Source organism: Xanthomonas sp. WHRI 6106 (assembly GCF_040202405.1).
Classification (GTDB): domain Bacteria; phylum Pseudomonadota; class Gammaproteobacteria; order Xanthomonadales; family Xanthomonadaceae; genus Xanthomonas; species Xanthomonas cannabis.
The window spans coordinates 162,756-180,749 of sequence record NZ_JBEGFC010000007.1; the positions used below are offsets into that span (position 1 = coordinate 162,756).

General features: G+C 67.0%; 15 protein-coding genes and 1 pseudogene. 9 read left to right on the forward strand and 7 right to left on the reverse strand.

Features of this window, described 5'->3' with window-relative positions:
* The first annotated feature begins 54 nt into the window (after positions 1-54).
* From ABQZ09_RS12390 to ABQZ09_RS12410, 5 genes are all read left to right on the forward strand, one after another.
* Entirely contained in the window at positions 55-717 is a 663-nt protein-coding gene (locus ABQZ09_RS12390; protein ID WP_039412159.1) for an alpha/beta hydrolase, read from the forward strand.
* Positions 718-795: 78 nt separating this feature from the next.
* Positions 796-1,890 carry a cell division protein ZapE gene (gene zapE / locus ABQZ09_RS12395; RefSeq protein ID WP_179453411.1) on the forward strand — a complete coding sequence of 365 codons (1,095 nt, stop codon included), beginning with the start codon at positions 796-798 and terminating at the stop codon, positions 1,888-1,890.
* A gap of 292 nt (positions 1,891-2,182) precedes the next feature.
* Positions 2,183-2,635: a MarR family winged helix-turn-helix transcriptional regulator gene (locus tag ABQZ09_RS12400; RefSeq protein WP_349777017.1), complete on the forward strand. Its 453-nt coding sequence runs from the start codon at positions 2,183-2,185 to the stop codon at positions 2,633-2,635.
* A gap of 97 nt (positions 2,636-2,732) precedes the next feature.
* The gene (locus ABQZ09_RS12405) at positions 2,733-3,161 is read left to right on the forward strand and encodes an organic hydroperoxide resistance protein (RefSeq protein WP_104580196.1); all 429 of its coding nucleotides are present in this window, start codon (positions 2,733-2,735) and stop codon (positions 3,159-3,161) included.
* A gap of 166 nt (positions 3,162-3,327) precedes the next feature.
* Positions 3,328-4,029: an alpha/beta fold hydrolase gene (locus tag ABQZ09_RS12410; protein ID WP_349777018.1), complete on the forward strand. Its 702-nt coding sequence runs from the start codon at positions 3,328-3,330 to the stop codon at positions 4,027-4,029.
* 142 nt (positions 4,030-4,171) lie between these two features.
* Here ABQZ09_RS12410 and ABQZ09_RS12415 read toward each other — a convergent pair.
* Positions 4,172-5,012: pseudogene (locus ABQZ09_RS12415) on the reverse strand (DUF2884 family protein).
* A gap of 171 nt (positions 5,013-5,183) precedes the next feature.
* On the opposite strand from ABQZ09_RS12415, the gene ABQZ09_RS12420 reads away from it, so the two are divergent.
* Complete coding sequence (locus ABQZ09_RS12420) at positions 5,184-5,600, forward strand: hypothetical protein (protein ID WP_039412119.1); 417 nt, start codon at positions 5,184-5,186, stop codon at positions 5,598-5,600.
* Between the two features lie 679 nt (positions 5,601-6,279).
* Here the strand turns inward: ABQZ09_RS12420 and dkgB are convergent.
* The 3 genes from dkgB to ABQZ09_RS12435 form a co-directional block, all read right to left on the reverse strand.
* A complete protein-coding gene (gene dkgB / locus ABQZ09_RS12425) occupies positions 6,280-7,083 on the reverse strand; it encodes a 2,5-didehydrogluconate reductase DkgB (protein WP_349777020.1) in 804 nt (267 codons plus the stop codon).
* A gap of 68 nt (positions 7,084-7,151) precedes the next feature.
* A complete protein-coding gene (curA, locus tag ABQZ09_RS12430) occupies positions 7,152-8,180 on the reverse strand; it encodes an NADPH-dependent curcumin/dihydrocurcumin reductase (protein ID WP_039564707.1) in 1,029 nt (342 codons plus the stop codon).
* Positions 8,181-8,282: 102 nt separating this feature from the next.
* Positions 8,283-9,251 carry an aldo/keto reductase gene (locus ABQZ09_RS12435; protein ID WP_349777021.1) on the reverse strand — a complete coding sequence of 323 codons (969 nt, stop codon included), beginning with the start codon at positions 9,249-9,251 and terminating at the stop codon, positions 8,283-8,285.
* Between the two features lie 234 nt (positions 9,252-9,485).
* On the opposite strand from ABQZ09_RS12435, the gene ABQZ09_RS12440 reads away from it, so the two are divergent.
* Both ABQZ09_RS12440 and ABQZ09_RS12445 read left to right on the forward strand, forming a co-directional pair.
* Positions 9,486-10,340 carry a class I SAM-dependent methyltransferase gene (locus ABQZ09_RS12440; RefSeq protein ID WP_039413952.1) on the forward strand — a complete coding sequence of 285 codons (855 nt, stop codon included), beginning with the start codon at positions 9,486-9,488 and terminating at the stop codon, positions 10,338-10,340.
* A gap of 315 nt (positions 10,341-10,655) precedes the next feature.
* A complete protein-coding gene (locus ABQZ09_RS12445; protein WP_184553519.1) occupies positions 10,656-11,228 on the forward strand; it encodes a pseudouridine synthase in 573 nt (190 codons plus the stop codon).
* A 234-nt stretch (positions 11,229-11,462) separates the two neighbouring features.
* Here ABQZ09_RS12445 and ABQZ09_RS12450 read toward each other — a convergent pair whose 3' ends face one another.
* Together ABQZ09_RS12450 and hrpB are read right to left on the reverse strand one after the other, a co-directional pair.
* Positions 11,463-11,894 (reverse strand): hypothetical protein, encoded by a 432-nt coding sequence (locus ABQZ09_RS12450; protein WP_039413958.1) that lies wholly within the window; start codon positions 11,892-11,894, stop codon positions 11,463-11,465.
* Between the two features lie 327 nt (positions 11,895-12,221).
* Positions 12,222-14,723, reverse strand: coding sequence for an ATP-dependent helicase HrpB (hrpB, locus tag ABQZ09_RS12455; RefSeq protein ID WP_349777022.1), 2,502 nt, complete (start codon positions 14,721-14,723; stop codon positions 12,222-12,224).
* 182 nt (positions 14,724-14,905) lie between these two features.
* Between hrpB and ABQZ09_RS12460 the strand changes: the two genes are divergently transcribed.
* Positions 14,906-17,023, forward strand: coding sequence for a methyl-accepting chemotaxis protein (locus ABQZ09_RS12460; protein WP_349777023.1), 2,118 nt, complete (start codon positions 14,906-14,908; stop codon positions 17,021-17,023).
* Between the two features lie 398 nt (positions 17,024-17,421).
* Here ABQZ09_RS12460 and ABQZ09_RS12465 read toward each other — a convergent pair whose 3' ends face one another.
* The gene (locus ABQZ09_RS12465) at positions 17,422-17,895 is read right to left on the reverse strand and encodes a YehS family protein (RefSeq protein ID WP_184553512.1); all 474 of its coding nucleotides are present in this window, start codon (positions 17,893-17,895) and stop codon (positions 17,422-17,424) included.
* Positions 17,896-17,994 lie beyond the last annotated feature (99 nt).

The following is a 17,994-nucleotide window of genomic DNA, read 5'->3' on the forward strand; positions in this document are numbered from 1 at the left end:
GAAGTGTGCAGGCAGGGCGATGAACGCGGCCAGCGGGGCGGCTATTATGAGGCCATGTCCAATCCCCCATTCCCCACCGAATCCGCAGCGCTGACGCTGAGCGGGCCTGTCGGTCCGCTCGATGTCGCGGTGGATCTGCCCGACGCGGACGTGGCCGTGCAACCGGTCACCGCCATCGTCTGCCACCCGCTCTCCACCGAGGGCGGCAGCATGCACAACAAGGTCGTCACCATGGCCGCACGCGCGCTGCGCGAGCTCGGCATCACCGTGGTGCGTTTCAATTTCCGCAGCGTCGGTACTTCAGCCGGTGTGTTCGATCATGGCGATGGCGAGCAGGACGACCTGCGCGCAGTGGCCGAGTGGGTACGCGCGCAGCGGCCGGACGACACGCTGTGGCTGGCCGGTTTCAGCTTCGGCGCGTATGTGTCGTTGCGCGCCGCCGGAGCGCTGGCGCCGCAGGCGTTGATCTCGATCGCACCGCCGGCGGGGCGCTGGGATTTCAGTGACATGCAGCCGCCGGCGCAGTGGCTGGTGATCCAGGGCGATGCCGACGAAATCGTCGACCCGCAGGCGGTGTACGACTGGCTGGACACGCTGGAGCAGCAGCCCGAGCTGGTGCGCATGCCCGACACCAGCCACTTCTTCCACCGCAAATTGATCGACCTGCGCGGTGCGATCCAGCATGGTGTCCGGCGCTGGCTGCCGGCCGCCGTCTGACCGCGGCATGGACCACGCGTATCGCCTGGCGATGCGCCGTTGAGCGGGCAGGGCAGCAGCCGGTCCGCGGAGAACGCAATGAGTGAGATGACCCCGTCGCAGCGCTACGCCGCCGGCGTACAACGTGGCGACTGGCGCGCCGACCCTGCCCAGCAGGCGGCCCTGGCGGAACTGGACCGTATCCACGAGGCGCTGGTGGACAGCGCGCAGGATGGTTGGCTGGACCGGCTTTCGGCCTTCTGGAAGAAACCCGAGCCGGTGCGCGGCCTGTATTTCTGGGGCGGAGTCGGCCGCGGCAAGACGTTTCTGGTCGATCTGTTCTACGACGGCCTGCCGATCAAGCAGAAGTACCGTACCCATTTCCACCGCTTCATGCGCGGCGTGCACGAGCAGCTGCGCGAGCACGCCGGGCAAAGCGATCCACTGGCCAAGATTGCCCAGCAATGGCGCGAAAACCTGCGCGTGCTGGTGCTGGACGAATTCTTCGTCACCGACATCGGCGATGCGATGTTGCTGGCACGCCTGCTCGAGCGCCTGTTCGCCGAAGGCGTGACGCTGGTGACCACCTCCAACACCGCGCCGGAAAACCTCTATGCCAACGGATTGCAGCGCGACAGCTTCATGCCGGCGATCGGGTTGCTGCAGAAGTTCTGCGTAGAGCTCTATGCAGAAGGCACCGAGGATTACCGCATGCGCGCATTGACGCGCTCGCCGGTGTACCGCGCGCCGCTGGACGCGCAGGCCGACGACTGGCTTGCGCAACGTTGGGGCGAGTTGAGCGGCAATGCCGAGGCGCGCGCGGGCAATATCGAAATCGAGTCGCGCAAGATCCCGGTGCGCGCGCGCGGCAAGAGCATCGCCTGGTTCGACTTTGCCGCGCTGTGCGAAGGCCCGCGCGGACCCAGCGACTACATCGAGATCGCGCGCGAATTCACCACCGTGTTGCTTGGCGGCATCCCGCACTTCGACCGCATCAATGAAGACGCCGCGCGTCGCTTCGTCAACCTGATCGACGAGTTGTACGACCGCCACGTCAATCTGGTCTGCACCGCGCAGGACGCGCCGCCAGACCTGTACAGCGGCCAGCGCCTGGCCGGCGCATTCGAGCGCACCGCTTCGCGCCTGATCGAGATGCAGAGCGCGGACTACCTGGCAACGGCGCATCGGGCGTGAGTTGATGGTGTGACAAGCGCAGGCCACAGGAGCATCGCGCCGATTGCGTCGCTGCCAGGCTCTTGCCGCTGCCGGCGTCACGGCCGGCAGGTCTTACACCAGGGACGATGCCTCCCTTCAAGTGAAGCGCTCTTAGGGCAGCGGTAAGGTCGCGCAGCCAATGGCCGGCGATGCGCTCCCGATTTATTTATCGCTCAGGGCTGCGCTGCGGGACTGCGGTAAATCGTGGCTGTGCTGATCGCCCACGCAAAGTCGCTTGCTATTGAGTAGCGCGCTATGTAAAGTGCAGCCCATGGACACCGCCACCGCCCGGACAAACGCACTGCTGCAGCTCGACAACCAGCTGTGCTTTGCGCTGTATTCGGCCAATCTGGCGATGCACAAGCTCTACCGCGGGCTGCTGAAGGGGCTGGACCTGACCTATCCGCAGTACCTGGTGATGCTGGTGCTGTGGCAGACCGACAGCCGCAGCATGTCGGAGATCGGCGAGCGCCTGCACCTGGATTCGGCCACGCTGACGCCGCTGCTCAAGCGGCTGCAGGCCGCCGGTCTGGTGACGCGCACGCGCGCTGCCGTCGACGAGCGCCAGGTCATCATTGCGCTGACCGATGCCGGCCGCGCGCTGCGCAGCAAGGCCGGTGGCGTGCCAGAGCAGGTGTTGTGTGCGTCGTCCTGCTCGTTGGATGAACTGGTCCAGCTCAAGCAGGATCTGGAAAAGCTACGCGCCAGCCTGGGCGTGGGATAAGGCGGGTCGTCGCGCCCTGCTACCGTCTGATACATCGCACCCTATTAAATAGTTACCGATTCACTCACCGCGCATTGCGCTCATCAGGAGAACCACCATGGCCTCACCCGAAAAGATCCTCTACACCGCCCACGCCACCGCAACCGGCGGTCGCGAAGGCCGTGCGGTGTCCTCGGACAGCGCGCTCGACGCCAAGCTGTCCACCCCGCGTGAGCTCGGCGGCGCCGGCGGCGACGGTACCAACCCGGAACAGCTGTTCGCCGCCGGCTACGCCGCCTGCTTCATCGGCGCGATGAAGGCCGTGGCCGCGCAGGACAAGCTCAAGCTGCCGGGTGAAGTGAGCATCGACAGCAGCGTCGGCATCGGCCAGATCCCGGGCGGCTTCGGTATCGCCGTCGAACTGCGCGTGGCCGTGCCGGGCATGGACAAGGCCGAGCTGCAGACGCTGGTCGACAAGGCCCATCAGGTCTGCCCTTACTCCAACGCCACCCGCGGCAACATCGACGTCACCCTGACCCTGGCCTGAGATCGGCCGACGCCGTGCGGCAGACGCATGGCGATGTCAGCATCGGCCCGGCGCATGCGTCGGGCCGATGCATTGACGGGGCCGGGTGTTGCCAGGGCTTGGCACACGGCACACTGCAGCAATGACACTGCATCTCCCCCCCGGCTTCGGCCGGCAGCGTCGGCGCATGAGCGTCGATCGCCTCACACTGTTGCTGCTGCCAGGTCTGCTCAACGATGCCGAGCTGTGGCATGCGCAACGCGAGGCACTGGCCGACGTCGCCGATTGCGTGGTCGGCGATCTCACCGGCGCCGACAGCATGCGCGCGCTGGCACTGCAATTGCTCGCGCAGTTGCCGCCGCGTTGCGCGGTGGCGGGTTTTTCGCTGGGTGGCTACGTGGCGCAGGAATTGCTGCGCGTGGCGCCCGAGCGGGTGGAGCGTCTGGCCTTGCTGGATACCTCCGCACGCGCCGACACGCCCGAACGCCTTGCGCAGCGACGCGCGCAGGAAGCCAGCGTGCTTGGTGGCAAGAGCTTTCATGGCTTTGGCGAGCGTTTGCTGCGCCACTACGTGCATCCCTCGCGCTGGCACGACCAGGCGCTGCTCGCGCGCGTGCGCGGCATGACCGGGCGGTTGGGCGTGGATGTGTTCGTGCGACAGAACCGCCTGGAGCGGCAGGACGGACGCGACCTGTTGCGCGCCTACCCTGGGCCGGTGCTGGTGATGTGCGGGGAAGACGATGCGATCACCCCGCCAGCCCTGCACGAAGAGATGGCCGCACTCGCTCCACAGGCACAGCTGGTGCGGCTGCCCACGTGCGGGCATCTGTCGCCACTGGAACAACCGCAGGCGGTGTCGCAGGCGCTGCGGAACTGGCTGGCGCGCTAGCTGCTGCGTGCAGCGCGCCCCAATCGCTCAGCCGGCACCTGCGGACTGTGCCCTGCGCAAGCCACATGTGACATGGGCGCTGCGGCACCCCGGCAGCAATATGATCGGCGCTCGGAACACCGCCTTTTGCCGACCTGACACTTCAGCGCACGAGCGTCGCCACCACGCTGCCGGATACGGCGGCGTCTTCGTCCTGCGGACGGGTGTTGAGCTCGAGCATCTGCAGGCGTTGCCCGTCGATGCGGTACTCCAGCGCCTGCTGGATGGCGTATAGCGCCTGTGCCTGCACGCAGACCGCTTGCGCCTGTGCCTCCAATGCCTGACTGCGCTGCTGCATGGTCCGCTCCAGCTGCGCATCCAGCGCCGCGCCACGGCGTTCCAGCTGTCCTGCGCGGCCGGTCATCACCGTCCACAGCACGCTGCGGGTGAGGCTACCGGCCAGATCTTCGGCCGCAGCGTCGACGCTGGCCTGGAAGCGCGCATCGAACAGCTGCTGCTCCCAACGCCCACGTCCCAGGCTGCCATCGACCTGGGCCAGCGCGCCGCTGCGCAGCTGCTCGACCTTGCGCTGCTGGCGCGCGCTACCGGACAGCACATGCACCACACCGCCCAGCGCATCGAAGGTGATGTCGACCACCGAATGGGCAATGCCCGTCACCGCCGGCATCAGCGCGCGGGTGTGTTGTTCGAGTTCGCGCAAGTGCTGCGCATCCGCTGCACTGACCGGCGCCGGCTGGCGGTCCACGTTGAGCTCGCCACCGTGGAAGAAGATTTCGCGCGGGGCGCCCTGTTTGCGGCGCAGCCAGATCCCGCCGCCATCGGCGAGCACGTCGTAGGAGGTGCCGACCTCGCATTGCCGCGAGGACAGGGCCGGCCCGGCCGTCTCGGCCCGCACAGCGCAGCTCGCCAGCAGCAGGATGGGCAGGAGGGCAAGGCGCATGAGGATGGCCGCGGTAGGGGACTGCAGCATTACGCAGCGCCACGCAGGCTGCATGGGCAGGAAGTCAGGGGGTGCCGGTACACCGGCTGGTGGTCGTTGGAAAGCGTGAACCGGGTCGAGCATCGGCGCGCTGACGGTTTTCCAACGGCAGGATCACTTGATTCTCACGGCGGATGGTGTGAATTATGTTGCACAGCAGCATCGGAGCCCCGCAATGCTCGACTCACGTATCGAAAAGGTTGACCTGGCGTTGACCGAGATCGCCCAGGACCCATCGGAAAAGGTGGCGCTGTGGCAATGGGCGTGCCGGGAGATGCTGCACGAGACGCTGATCGGCATGCACCAGCTGTCGCACCTGGCCGGCATCGCCCGCCATGTCGCCAACGACTGGCGCGCTCCGGTGGACGTGATTGCGCCGGCAAAGCCCTACCTGGCGGCGTCGGCCTTGGCTGACCGCCGTCTGCCGCAGGTACTGGACGGCCTGGGCAGCACCCAGGACGACAACGACCGTGCCAACCTGTGGCGGCTGCGCTACGCCAGCCTGATCGCCTCGACACTGCAAGGCATGCAGGCATTGGCCGAGAAGCACCGGATCGATCGTCAGGCCATGGCAATGGGTCAGTTGAACTAGGCAACGGCCACGCCACCGTCTCATGGGTGGCAGCGGGCGCGGATGTACACGCCCAAGTATCAGCCTCGAGCAAGGACGTCGCCTGCCGCCTGCCTCGTAGGCGCCCCCGAGCGCCAGTGCATTACCGACCGACTCCCATTCAATCGCGCAGCACCGCACCGCCGTTGTAGGAGCGCGCCAGATGGCGACGGGCAGGACCGTGTAACGCCCATCGCGCGCAAGCGCGCTCCTACGACTGCAGTCATCTCTAGTGCTTCGTGCCAGCACGTTGCAGGTGCCGCCAGGCATCGCGCACAGTCGATACCACGGCACCGATAGCGTCGATTGGGAGCGGTAGTCCGCATCCTGCAACACGCGATACAACTGCGCTTCGGATGCCTGCGGATAGGCCAGATAGATGGCGTCACCCCGCGTCGGTGCGCGGGCATCGTCGTCAAACGCGTAACCACCCAGATACCCGTTGGCATGGAGATCGCGCCAGTACGCGATCTCCGCGTCACGTCGGCAGGAGTGCGGGTCAGAACGGATGCGGCAGGCATGGGCAGGGCTCGGTCAGCGAGACTGCTCCCCTGTCGCCGAACCGTAGCAGTGCGTCGCAAGCCCACCAGCGCGCGACGACGAGCGAACGTCGCGCGCTGCACCCGCACCGCATCAGCCAAGGCGGATACGCACTGCCGGATCAGTCCCAGTCCGGCGCAATGGCGTGCGGGTTGGCCAAGCGCTGGCCACGGTCGAGTGCGGCAATCTCGCCCATGTCCTGCTCGCTCAAACGCAGCGCCTGCGCCTTGAGATTGCTCTCCAGGTTCGCCCGCTTGGTCGACGAGGGAATCACCGAGTATCCCTGCTGCAACGCCCAGGCCAGGGTTACCTGTGCCGGGGTGGCGCCGTGGCGGTCGGCAATTGCCTGGATCACCGGATCCTTCAGTACCTCGCCCACGGCCAGCGTCATGTAGGAGGTGACGTGGATGCCCTGTTCGCGCAGGAAGGTGGTCAACGCGCGATTCTGCAGGTACGGGTGTACCTCGATCTGGTTGGTGGCGATCGCCTCGGCGCCCAGGATCTCGATTGCCTGCTTGACCAGCGCGATGGTGAAGTTGGAGACGCCGATCGCCCGCGTCAGGCCCTGCGCCTTGGCCTGCGCCAATGCTTCCAGGTACTCGCGCATCGGCACCTGGCCCTTGGGCGAGGGCCAGTGGATCAGGGTAAGGTCGACATGGTCGGTGCCCAGCTTGCGCAGGCTTTCCTGCAGGCTTGGCACCAGTGCGCCGCGGTCGAACTTGTCGACCCAGATCTTGGTGGTCAGATACAGCTGATCGCGCGCGATGCCGGATGCGGCGATCGCCTCGCCCACCTGTGCTTCGTTGTCGTAGATCTGTGCGGTATCGACCGCGCGGTATCCCAACTCAAGCGCATTGCGCACCGAGTCGATGACAACTTGGTCCTTGAGACGGAAGGTGCCGAGGCCGAATGCGGGGACAGTCATTGTGTTCCTTTGGGGATGGGGAATGGGGGATCGCAAAAGCGTGAGTTCTGCGCGGCGCTGCGAGTTGCTTAATCGAGGGCGACGACGGCTTTTCCGAAATTCTTGCCGCGCAAGACGTCGATCAGGCCTTGCGGAGCGCTGTCCAGGCCGTGCAGGACGTGCTCGCGGTACTGGATGCGGTCTTCGCGCAGCCACTGGCCCATTTCGCGCAGGAAGGCCGGCATCAGGCGGATGAAGTCGTGCTGGATGAAGCCGCGCACCGTGAGGCGCTTGCGCAGCACCTGGCCCATGAACTCGGGCAGGCGATCCGGGCCAGGCAGCGCTTGCCCACGGCTGTTGTAGGTGGCAATCACGCCGCAGACCGGGACGCGCGCAAAGTCGTTGAGCTGCGGCAGCACCGCGTCGAAGACCTTGCCGCCGACGTTCTCGAAATAGATGTCGATGCCGTCAGGTGTGGCGGCACGCAATTGCTCTGCAAAGTCGTCGGCGCGATGGTCCAGCGCCACATCCACCTTCAGCGACTCGCGCAGGTAACGCACCTTTTCTTCGCCGCCGGCAATGGCCACTACACGTAGCCCCTGCAGGCGCGCCAGCTGCGCTACCGTGGCGCCGACCGGGCCACTGGCCGCTGCCACCACCAGGGTCTCGCCGGCCTGCGGCTTGCCGATTTCATGCAGGCCGGCGTAGGCGGTAAAGCCGGGCATGCCGTAGACACCGAGTGCGGTGCTCAGCGGCAGGCTGTCGTCCTTGGGCAGCTTGCGCAAGGGCGTGGTCGGGGTGAGCAGGCTATGGGTCTGCCAGCCGCCGCCGAGCACGAGCAGGTCGCCGGGGTGATAGTCGGCATGGTGCGACTCGATGACTTCGCCGATGGTGCCGCCTTCCATCACCGCATCGATCGCAACGGGTGCGGCGTACGAGGGGCCTTCATCCATGCGGCCGCGCATGTAAGGGTCCAGCGACAGGAAGCGGTTGCGCACCAGGATCTGGTCGTGCCCGGTGGGCGGCAGACTGGCCTCTTCGATGCGGAAGTTGTCGGCCGTGGGTTCGCCGTGCGGGCGCGAGGCCAGCACGATGCGGCGGTTGGTGATCGATGTCATGCGGGAAATCCTCGCAGCGGGGCCGCAGGTGCGCGGCCAAAGGAGCACAGCCGCACGGGCGGCTGCGCGAGGGAATGAGCAGGCGTGCGCTGGTGCGCGGGGTCAGGACACAGCCGGTTCCGGCGCGCTTGCACTGTCCAGCTGCGCAATCTGGTCGGCACTCAACGACAGCTGTGCTGCGGCCAGTACATCGTGCAGCTGGGTCACGCTGGTGGCGCTGACGATTGGCGCGGTCAAGCCCGGGCGCGCAATCAACCAGGCCAGCGCGATCTGCGCCGGGGTGGCATTGTGGGTGACTGCCAGGTCGTCCAGGGCCTGCAGGATGCGCAGCCCGCGTGGATTGACGTACTGCTTGACTACCGAGGCGCCGCGCGCGCTGCTCTTGCCGGCGTCCTCGGTGCTGCGGTACTTGCCGGTGAGAAAGCCGCTGGCCAGTGAGTAGTAACTGATTACGCCCAGTTCGCGTTCGCGCGCCAGCGGCTCCAGTTCGGCTTCATAGCCGGCGCGGTCGTAGAGGTTGTATTCGGGTTGCAGGCTTTCATAGCGCGGCAGCGTGTATTGCTCGGAGATATCCAGCGCATCGCGCAGACGCGCGGCGGTGTAATTGGACGCGCCGATCGCGCGCACCTTGCCTTGTTCGATCAAGCGGCCGAACGCGGCCAGCGTGGCTTCCAGCGGAATCGATTCGTCGTCTTCGTGGGCCTGGTACAGATCGATCACATCGGTCTGCAGGCGCGTGAGCGAGTCTTCCACGGCGGCGGCGATGTTGTCCGGCGACAGGCCGGGATGCTCGCTCCACTTGGCCACCTTGGTGGCGATCAGCACCTTGTCACGCTTGCCACTGCGTGCAAGCCAGCGACCGATGATGGTTTCCGATTCGCCGCCACGATTGCCCGGCACCCAGCCCGAGTACGCATCGGCGGTATCGATCAGATTGAAACCGGCATCGACAAAGGCGTCCAGCAACGCAAACGAAGTCGCTTCATCGGCGCTCCAGCCAAAGACGTTGCCGCCGAAGACGATGGGTTGAACCTGCAGGCCGGAGCGGCCCAGTGCGCGGGGGTGAGTCATCGTGGAGGCTCCTGATTCGAACTCCCCACAGGATAGTCATGCACACCGATCGTGCGTGTGACACCAACGTGGATTCAGCGTTCCGTCGGTCGCGTCCATCGACTCACAGGATGTGAACAAGTCGCTCACGGCCTGCGCTGCGAACCGCTGCTGCGCGTGGCGAGACGGGCGGATGGCAGGCTCCGGGCCGCATGCTAGGCTCGCGCTACTTTTTACCCGGAAGAGGGCGCTGCAATGATCCGCAACAAGCTGGCCTGTGCATGTGTGATGAGTGTCCTGGTGGCGATGAGCGCGCCGCTGGCGCTGGCAATGAAGCCGGCCGACAGCGCGAGCCTGCCTGCGCCCGATGCCGCGTTGCAGGCGGCCATCAATGGCAACTGGCGCGACCGCGTTTATGTGCAGCGCGATCAATACCGCCATCCGGGCCAGACCCTGGCGTTCTTCGGCATCAAGCCCACCCAGACTGTCATCGAGATCACCCCCGGTGGCGGCTGGTATTCGGAGATCCTGGCGCCCTACCTGCGCGAGAAGGGCAAGTACGTGGCAGCGGTGGTCGACCCGGCCTCTGCTGCCGAAGGCCGCGCACGCGACTACGCCCAGCGTGCGCGCGACGAGCTGGAAAAGAAGTTCCAGGCCAAGCCCGACCTGTACGGCAAGCCGTCGTTCGTGTCGTATGTGCCGAAGTCGCCTTCGTTCGGCGTGGACAACTCGGCCGATCTGGTACTGACCTTCCGCAACGTGCATAACTGGCGCATGGCCGGCAATGCCGAGGCGATGTTTGCCGGCTTCTACAAGGTGCTCAAGCCCGGTGGCGTGCTCGGCGTGGTCGAGCATCGCGCCAAGACCGACGTGCCGGCCGACGACAAGAGCGGCTACGTGGGACAGGCGCAGGTGATCGCGATGGCCGAAGCGGCCGGCTTCAAGCTGGCCGGCAAGAGCGAGCTCAACGCCAATCCGCGCGACACCAAGGATTATCCGGGCGGCGTGTGGACGCTGCCGCCAAGCAACAACCACGACGCGGCCGACGACGCCAAGTACAAGGCGATCGGCGAGAGCGACCGCATGACGCTGAAGTTCGTCAAGCAGTAGCGCGTGCCTGCATGCCGGCGCCCGGTGCGGCCGGCATGCAGCGTTTGCCGCCTCTGCCGCGGCGACGTGCCTGGTGTTTCGGTGTGCCTGTCGTCTTCTGCACGCAGGCAATGCCTCCGACGCCAGCGTTCAAGACCGGCGGCGAGCGCTGGCCAAGCGAAGCCGCTGACCGTTGCATGCGCATTGCGCCCGATGGGATTTCCTGCTTTCTGTGCCGCAGTTCAGCGATCGCGGTGGCGACGCCCAGCCTGATCACGCACCATGGCGTGCCCGGCGATGGCCGTGTGCAGCGTTCCTTCCGCAACAGGTCTGTCCATGTTGGTGCTGTTGAACAAACCCTATGGCGTGTTGTCGCAATTCAGCGACCGTTCGCAGCCACCCAAGCGCACGCTGGCCGAGTTCGGATTGCCGGCAGACGTGTATGCGGCAGGTCGACTGGATCACGACAGCGAAGGACTGTTGCTGCTCACCGACGATGGCGCGCTGGCGCATCGGCTCACCGACCCGCGCCACAAACAGCCCAAGACCTATTGGGTGCAGGTGGAAGGCGAGCCGCAGCAGGCGCAATTGCAGGCACTGCGCGAAGGGGTGCTGCTCAACGATGGCCCGACCCGGCCAGCGCAGGTTCGCCGGCTCGACCCCGCACCTGTCCTTTGGCCGCGCGATCCGCCGGTACGCGTGCGCAAGACGGTGCCCGATGCATGGTTGGAGCTGCAGATCAGCGAAGGCCGCAACCGTCAGGTGCGCCGCATGACCGCAGCGGTCGGGTTGCCGACCCTGCGTCTGGTGCGGGTGGCGATCGGGCAGTGGACCCTGGACACACTGGCGCCCGGACAATGGCGGGTGGAAGACGCGTCACCGGCACGGCCGCGTCGCAACGCGCGCTGATGGCATTGCGTCGGGTCAGACAAGGGCACGGCCGTGACGGCAGGCATCGGTCCCATCGGCTACCCCGTTTGCCATCGCGATCGTGAAGCGCATCGATGCGGTGGATGAGGCAGCGGGAACGCCCAGATCCCGCAGCGAGCCAGCGCGGGAACACGCCACAAATGACGACGCCACGGCGGCAAGCCGTGGCGTCGGGCACTGCATGGGTCATCGCCGGATCGGCGAGACGATGGCTTATTCGATGCCGTCGCTCGGGGTCACGGCAGCGCGGCGCTGGTAGGCAGCGCGGCGTGCATTGGCGTTGCTGGCATGTTCGCGATCGAGGCGATGCACGTTGCCACCCAACACCTGCTGGTCGCGCTGGCGCTTGCGGTACACCGCATAGCCGATCAGGCCCAGGCCGGCGACGGCAGCCGCGACGGTAACGGCGGGGTTGCGCTTGACCAGCTTGGTGGCGACCTTGCCACCGGTGCGCACGGCGCCCAGTGCCGCGCCGGTCTTCAGCCATTCGCTGGCGCCCGGGCCGAAATGACGCAGGCTGCTGCCGGCATGGCGGGCCTGGTCGCCGGCATTGGAGGCGGCGTGACGCAGGTGGTCGCCCGCGTTGCCTGCCAGTTCCAGGGCACGCTCCAGGGCGCGTTCGGTGATCACGGTCAGCTTGCTCATTGGAGGCGTTTCCTTTCTGAGTACGTGGCCGCAGTGTGTGGGCTGGTCCGTATAGACAGCGTTAGCGGGATCGGGCGTTGTTTGGCTCGCGGTTAGGAAGGGCGCGACGCGCCGCTGCGACTGATGCTCATCCCGGAAGCGACGAAGGTCTGAACTTGACCGGTGTCGACGATGAACGTCCCTTCTCCCCTCGGGACACTGTCTTCCTCGATGGGGAGAAGGTGCGCCGAAGGGGGCTAAGGGTAGGGGCGAAGCCTGGGGGTTTGGATGAGTGAGGGGCGTCGCCCCGTACCCTCACCCCAACCCTTCTCCCGACGGGAGAGGGGCTCAGGTGCCACGTGGTTTTGCTCTGTGTGTTGCAGCGGCGGTCCAGGGGTCGTCCGGCCAAGGATGCCGCGGATACCGCCCTTTCATCTCTTTCTTGACGTCCGGGTAGGTGTTGGCCCAGAAGCTCTTCAGGTCCTGGGTCACCTGCAGTGGGCGGCCGCCGGGCGAGAGCAGGTGCAGGGTCAGCGGGATACGGCCGTCGGCGATGCGCGGGGTTTCGGCCAGGCCGAACAGTTCCTGCAGCTTGACCGCCAGCACCGGCGGCAATGGCTGCTGGGCGTGGTCGAGGCTGTAGCTGATCTGCCGCTCCATGCCCGATGGCACGCTGATGCGGGTAGGGGCGTGACGGTCGATACCCTGGCGGCGCTCCCACGGCAGTGCGGCCTTGAGTGCTTCGCCCAGGCTGGCCTCGTCCAGCGCGTCGAGCCTGGTTTTCCCGACAAACGCCGGGCGTAGCCAGGTGTCCAGCGTGTCCAGCAACGTGGTGTCAGACAGATCGGGCAAGGCGAGCTCCGGCATCCAGACGCGCAGCGACTGCACGCGTGCGCGCCACTGCTGCAGGTTGTCAGTCCATGGCAATGCGTCCAGACCGAGTTGACGTACCGCGTCGGTGAGCGCGCCGGCTGCCTGTGCCGGGTCGACGCGGCCGGCCGGGCGGCTGTCGAGCACGATGCGGTCGAAACTGGATTGGCGGCGCGCGACCAAGGCGCGTTTGTCGGCGTCCCACTGCACCACGTCCTGCTGCACGAAGCGCTCGGGCAGGCTGCGGCGCAGATAGCCTTCGTCCACCGGCGCGGCACGCAGCAACAGGGCGTCCTTGGCTTCGTAGCGCAGCTCGCTGGCGACCAGCCACGGTTCGCCGCGCAGATCGCTGTGGTCGAACAGGCGCGCGCTGCGGCCGTTGGCCAGCAGGTAGCGCAGCGGGTCGGCGGGGTGGCGCGCGGCGATGCGGTCCGGGAAGGCATGGGAGAGCAGATCGCCGAGTGCGTGCGCCTCCACGCTGGATGGCGGGGCGCTGTCGCAGCGCAGCCGGCGTCGCCATTGTTTGGCGGCGCTGTCGATGGCAGCCAGGCCACCGCGATTGGCGTCGGACCCGGTACGGCCCTGACGAAACGCGGCCAGGGCACGCCAGCGCGCTGCCAATCCATCGCCGCCCTGACGCAGCGGGTCGCGCGCCTCCAGCAGCGCGGCCAGATCGCAGGCCAGGGCCAGGCGGCGCGCATCATCGGCCTGCGCCAGCATCGCAGCCAGCCGCGGATGCGTGCCCAGCGCGAGCATGCGCCGGCCCAGGGCGGTCACGCCACCGGAGTCGCCGAGCGCGCCCAGCCGTTGCAGCAGTTCGCGCGCGGCGGCCAGCGCGCCGGTGGGCGGGGCATCGACAAAGCGCAGCGCATCGCTGCCCCAGGCGGCCAGCTCCAGCGCCAGGCCGGCCAGCTCCACCTGGGTGATCTCGGCGCGGCGCTGCGGTTCCAGCCGCTGCGACTGCGGCCACAGCCGGTAGGCCCAGCCGCTGGCCACGCGTCCGGCACGCCCGGCGCGCTGGTCGGCCGAGGCCTGCGAAATAGTGGCCACGTCCAGCCGCGAGAACCCGCTGTTGGGGTCGTAGTGCGGCTCGCGCGCCTGGCCGCTGTCGATCACCACGCGCACGCCCGGCAGCGTCACCGATGACTCGGCCACGTTGGTGGCCAGCACCACGCGCCGGCGCCCCTGCGGGTCGGATTGCAGGACCTGCGTCTGCGCCTCCACCGACAATTCGCCGTGCAACGGCAGCACCTGCACGGCCGGGTCCAGCGCTTCCTGCAAGGCGCCGTGCACACGCGTGATTTCGCGCTGGCCGGGCAGGAACACCAGCACATCGCCGGGATGGGAGGCCAGTGCATGCTCCACCGCGCGCCGGGTCTGCGGTTCCAGCGCTTCGTCGCGTCGCGCAGGGAAATGCGCAATGTCCACCGGAAAACTGCGCCCGGCGCTGCTCAGCCGCGGGGCCTCCAGAAAGCCGGCCAGCCGCTCGCCATCCAGCGTGGCCGACATCGCCACGATGCGCAGGTCGTCGCGCAGCTGCGCCTGGACATCCAGCGCCAGCGCCAGACCCAGGTCGCCGGCCAGATGGCGCTCGTGGAACTCGTCGAACAGCAGTGCGCCCACGTGTTCCAGCATGGGGTCGTCCTGGATCATCCGGGTCAGGATGCCCTCGGTGACCACTTCAATACGGGTACGCGCGGAGGTCTTGTTCTCGAAGCGGATGCGGTAGCCCACGGTCTCGCCGACCGGCTCGCCGAGCTGGCGCGCCATGAACTGCGCCGCGCTGCGCGCCGCCACGCGGCGCGGTTCCAGCATCACGATGGTACGCCCGGCTAGCCATGGCGCGTCCAGCAGCGCCAGCGGTACCTGGGTGGTCTTGCCGGCGCCGGGCGGCGCTTCCAGGACCAGCCGTGGATGGGCGGCGAGGCTGTCGCGAATCTGCGGCAACAATGGAGAGATCGGAAAGGCGGGGTCGGTCATGCGCGGGAAGGATACGGGGCCGCCACAGATGCCGCGATGGTCGGGCGGACGGGTGAAGCCTGTCGGGGAATCCGGAAGTGCTCACCTCTTTGGGCATTCAAGGCAGATTCTGGTGCCGGGCGCTGCTTCAGACCGGTCGTACATCTGTCGATAACCGGAGCAATCCCCAGTCTGGATGCCGCATGTCTGTTGCCACCCCGAAATTCGTCAGCCTGCAAAGCAAGCTGCTCGGCGCGCTCGCGCTGGGTCTGTCGATCATCCTGCTGTGTGCCCTCGGTGGTTTGGGCACGGCGTGGCTGAGCCTGTCGGGCAAGGTGCCGCCCGAGGTGGCGCAGGCCTCCACCAGCGAGGAGATCACCCGCGATTTCCGCCTGCAGGTGCAGGAGTGGAAGAATGTCCTGATCCGCGGGCGCGACCCGGCGCAGCTGGACAAGCACCTGGATGCCTTCCGCGAGCAGGGCAGGAAAGTGCAGGCAGGCACCGAGGCGCTGGCCAAGGCAACCCGGGACCCGCAGGTGCGTACGCTGGCGCAGGACTTTGCCCAGGCGCATCTGGGCCTGCAGCGCCACTACGAAGCAGCGCTGGGCAGGTTTGCCGAAGCCGGCTACGACACCCAGGTAGGCGACCAGTTGGTCAAGGGCCAGGACCGCGCGCCCAGCCAGACGCTCGAAGCGCTGGTCAATCGCAGCAAGACCCTGGCCGACGCCGCGGTGCTGGCCAGCTCGCAATCGGCACAGCACAAGCTGGTCTATTCGGCAGTCGCCACGGTGGGCGCCGCGCTGTGTCTGGTGGCGGTATTGGGCTGGTGGATACGGCGCTCGATCGTTCGCCCGATCGAAACGGTTGCGCACGCGGCACGCCTGGTGGCGGCCGGCGACCTGTCGGCACGCGCGGCGGTCGGCAATCGTGACGAGATCGGGTTGCTGGGACAGGCAATGGGGCAGGTGGTCACCACGCTCATCGATGTCTCAAGCGCACAGGCGGACATGGCCCAGCGTCATGAAGCCGGGCAAATGAGTTACCGCATGGACGCGCAGGCATTTCCTGGCGCGTATGGCCGCATGGTGGACGACACCAACGGACTGATCGGCGCGCAGGTGGGGTTGATCGGCACCATGCTGCAGGTGATGCAGCATTACGCGGTGGGTGACATGTCGGTGGACATGCCGCGCCTGCCGGGCGAAAAGGCGCAGATCACCGAGGCGATGGACACCACCAAACGCAACCTGGCCGCGATCAACGGCGAAATCCGTGGCCTGGTCAGTGCGGCGGCGGCCGGCGACTTTGCCACCCGTGGCAACACCGGCGCCTATCAATTCGAGTTCCGCGGCATGGTCGAGGGCCTCAATGGCCTGATGCAGAACGTGGACCAGAATCTGGCCGAGCTGTCGCAGCTGCTCAAGGCAATTGCCGATGGCGACCTGACTGCGCGCATGCACGGCAACCAGCAAGGCGTCTTTGCGCGCATGCGTGACGATGCCAACGCCACCGTGCAGCGCCTGACCGATATCGTCGGGGATATCACGCTGGCCGCACAGACCATTCGCACCGCGTCCGCCGAAATCGCCGCCGGCAACAACGATCTGGCGCAGCGTACCGAACAGCAGGCGGCCAATCTGGAAGAAACCGCTGCATCGATGGAAGAGCTCACCTCCACCGTGCGGCAGAATGCCGACACGGCGCAGCAGGCCAGCCGCGGTGCGCAGGCGGCTGCCGAGATTGCCAGCCGCGGCGGAGACATGGTGGCCAGCGTGGTCGGCACCATGGGCGAAATCGAAGGGTCGTCCAGGAAGATTGCCGACATCATCAGTGTCATCGACGGCATCGCCTTCCAGACCAATATTCTGGCCTTGAACGCTGCGGTGGAAGCGGCGCGTGCCGGCGAGCAGGGACGCGGCTTTGCGGTGGTTGCATCCGAGGTGCGCGCGCTGGCACAGCGTTCAGCCGGCGCCGCCAAGGAGGTCAAGCAGCTGATCGATGCATCGGTGGACAGCGTCGAGCGTGGCAGCGCACGCGTAAGTCAGGCCGGGCGAACGATGCAGGACATCGTGCAATCGGTGCAGCAGGTCACCACGCTCATTGCCGAGATCTCCGCCGCATCGCGCGAACAGTCCGCCGGCATCGAACAGGTGGCGCGCACCGTCAATGACATGGACGAAACCACCCAGCGCAATGCCGCGCTGGTGGAAGAAGCTTCGGCCGCCGCGCGGGCGATGGAAGAGCAGGCGGTGGAGCTGAGCGAAGCGGTCTCTGTGTTCCGTCTGGATGCCCACAAGCCGCGTCTGGCGGCGGCTGCATAGAAGCCGACTCGGAATCGTAGCCGTGCATGCTGGCCAGCTCGCACGGGTGCTTGCCGCGCCGGGGGGGCCGGGCGCATCTGCACCTTCCGGCCTGGCGCCTGCTGAAGCACGTGTGCGGCGGTTGATCGCGCTCGCGTCGCGTGCAGGCATCTCCAGGGCGCCTGTCTCAAGCGCGCCACCCTATCTGCTTCGAACCGAAGGCCCGGACTGACCTCGCCAAGCAGGCCCTGCACAGATTCCCAAGTGCGGCACAGGCCGGTGTGGTGTCTGCGCAGTCGGCGGACACCGGCGGGTCATTGCCATCGTGAGCGCACGCCTGCGCGATGGAACGTTTCAGCGGACGCCTCGCGCGCTAGCGCGCTCCTACGAGGAGCGGCGCTTTGGGGCGGTGGTGACGTTCAACCGGCTTCGCGGACCCGGGCGGTCAGGCCCTTGAGGAAGGCGCGCAATAGCTGGTCGCCGCAGGGGCGGAAATTCTTGTGGCCGGGCTGGCGGAACAGTGCGGAGAGTTCCGGCTTGGACAGCGGGAAGCCGGCGCTGGCGAAGATGGCGTGCATGTCGACGTCCTTCAGTTCGAAGGCCACGCGCAGCTTCTTCAACACCAGGTTGTTGCCGACGCGGGCTTCCAGCGGGCGTGCCGGTTGGGTCTCGTCGCGGCCGCGGAAGCGCAGCACCAGGCCGTCGAGAAAGCGTGCCAGCATCGCATCGCTGCAGGGCTCGAAACCGGGCTCGTCTTCTTTCTTCAGCCAGGCCTGTACCTGCGGCTTGTCGAGCGCGAACCCGGGGTCGGCCAGGTGGGTGATCTCCACCACCTTGTCGTCGCTGAGGTCGAGCATGTAGCGGATGCTGCGCAGTACATCGTTGTGGATCATGACCGTTCCGGTGCCCCGGCCTGTCGCCGGAAAGGCATCATTCTACGGGGCCATGGCGGAACGGGGCGTGTGTCGCGCCGAACGGTTGCGACGCCGGTG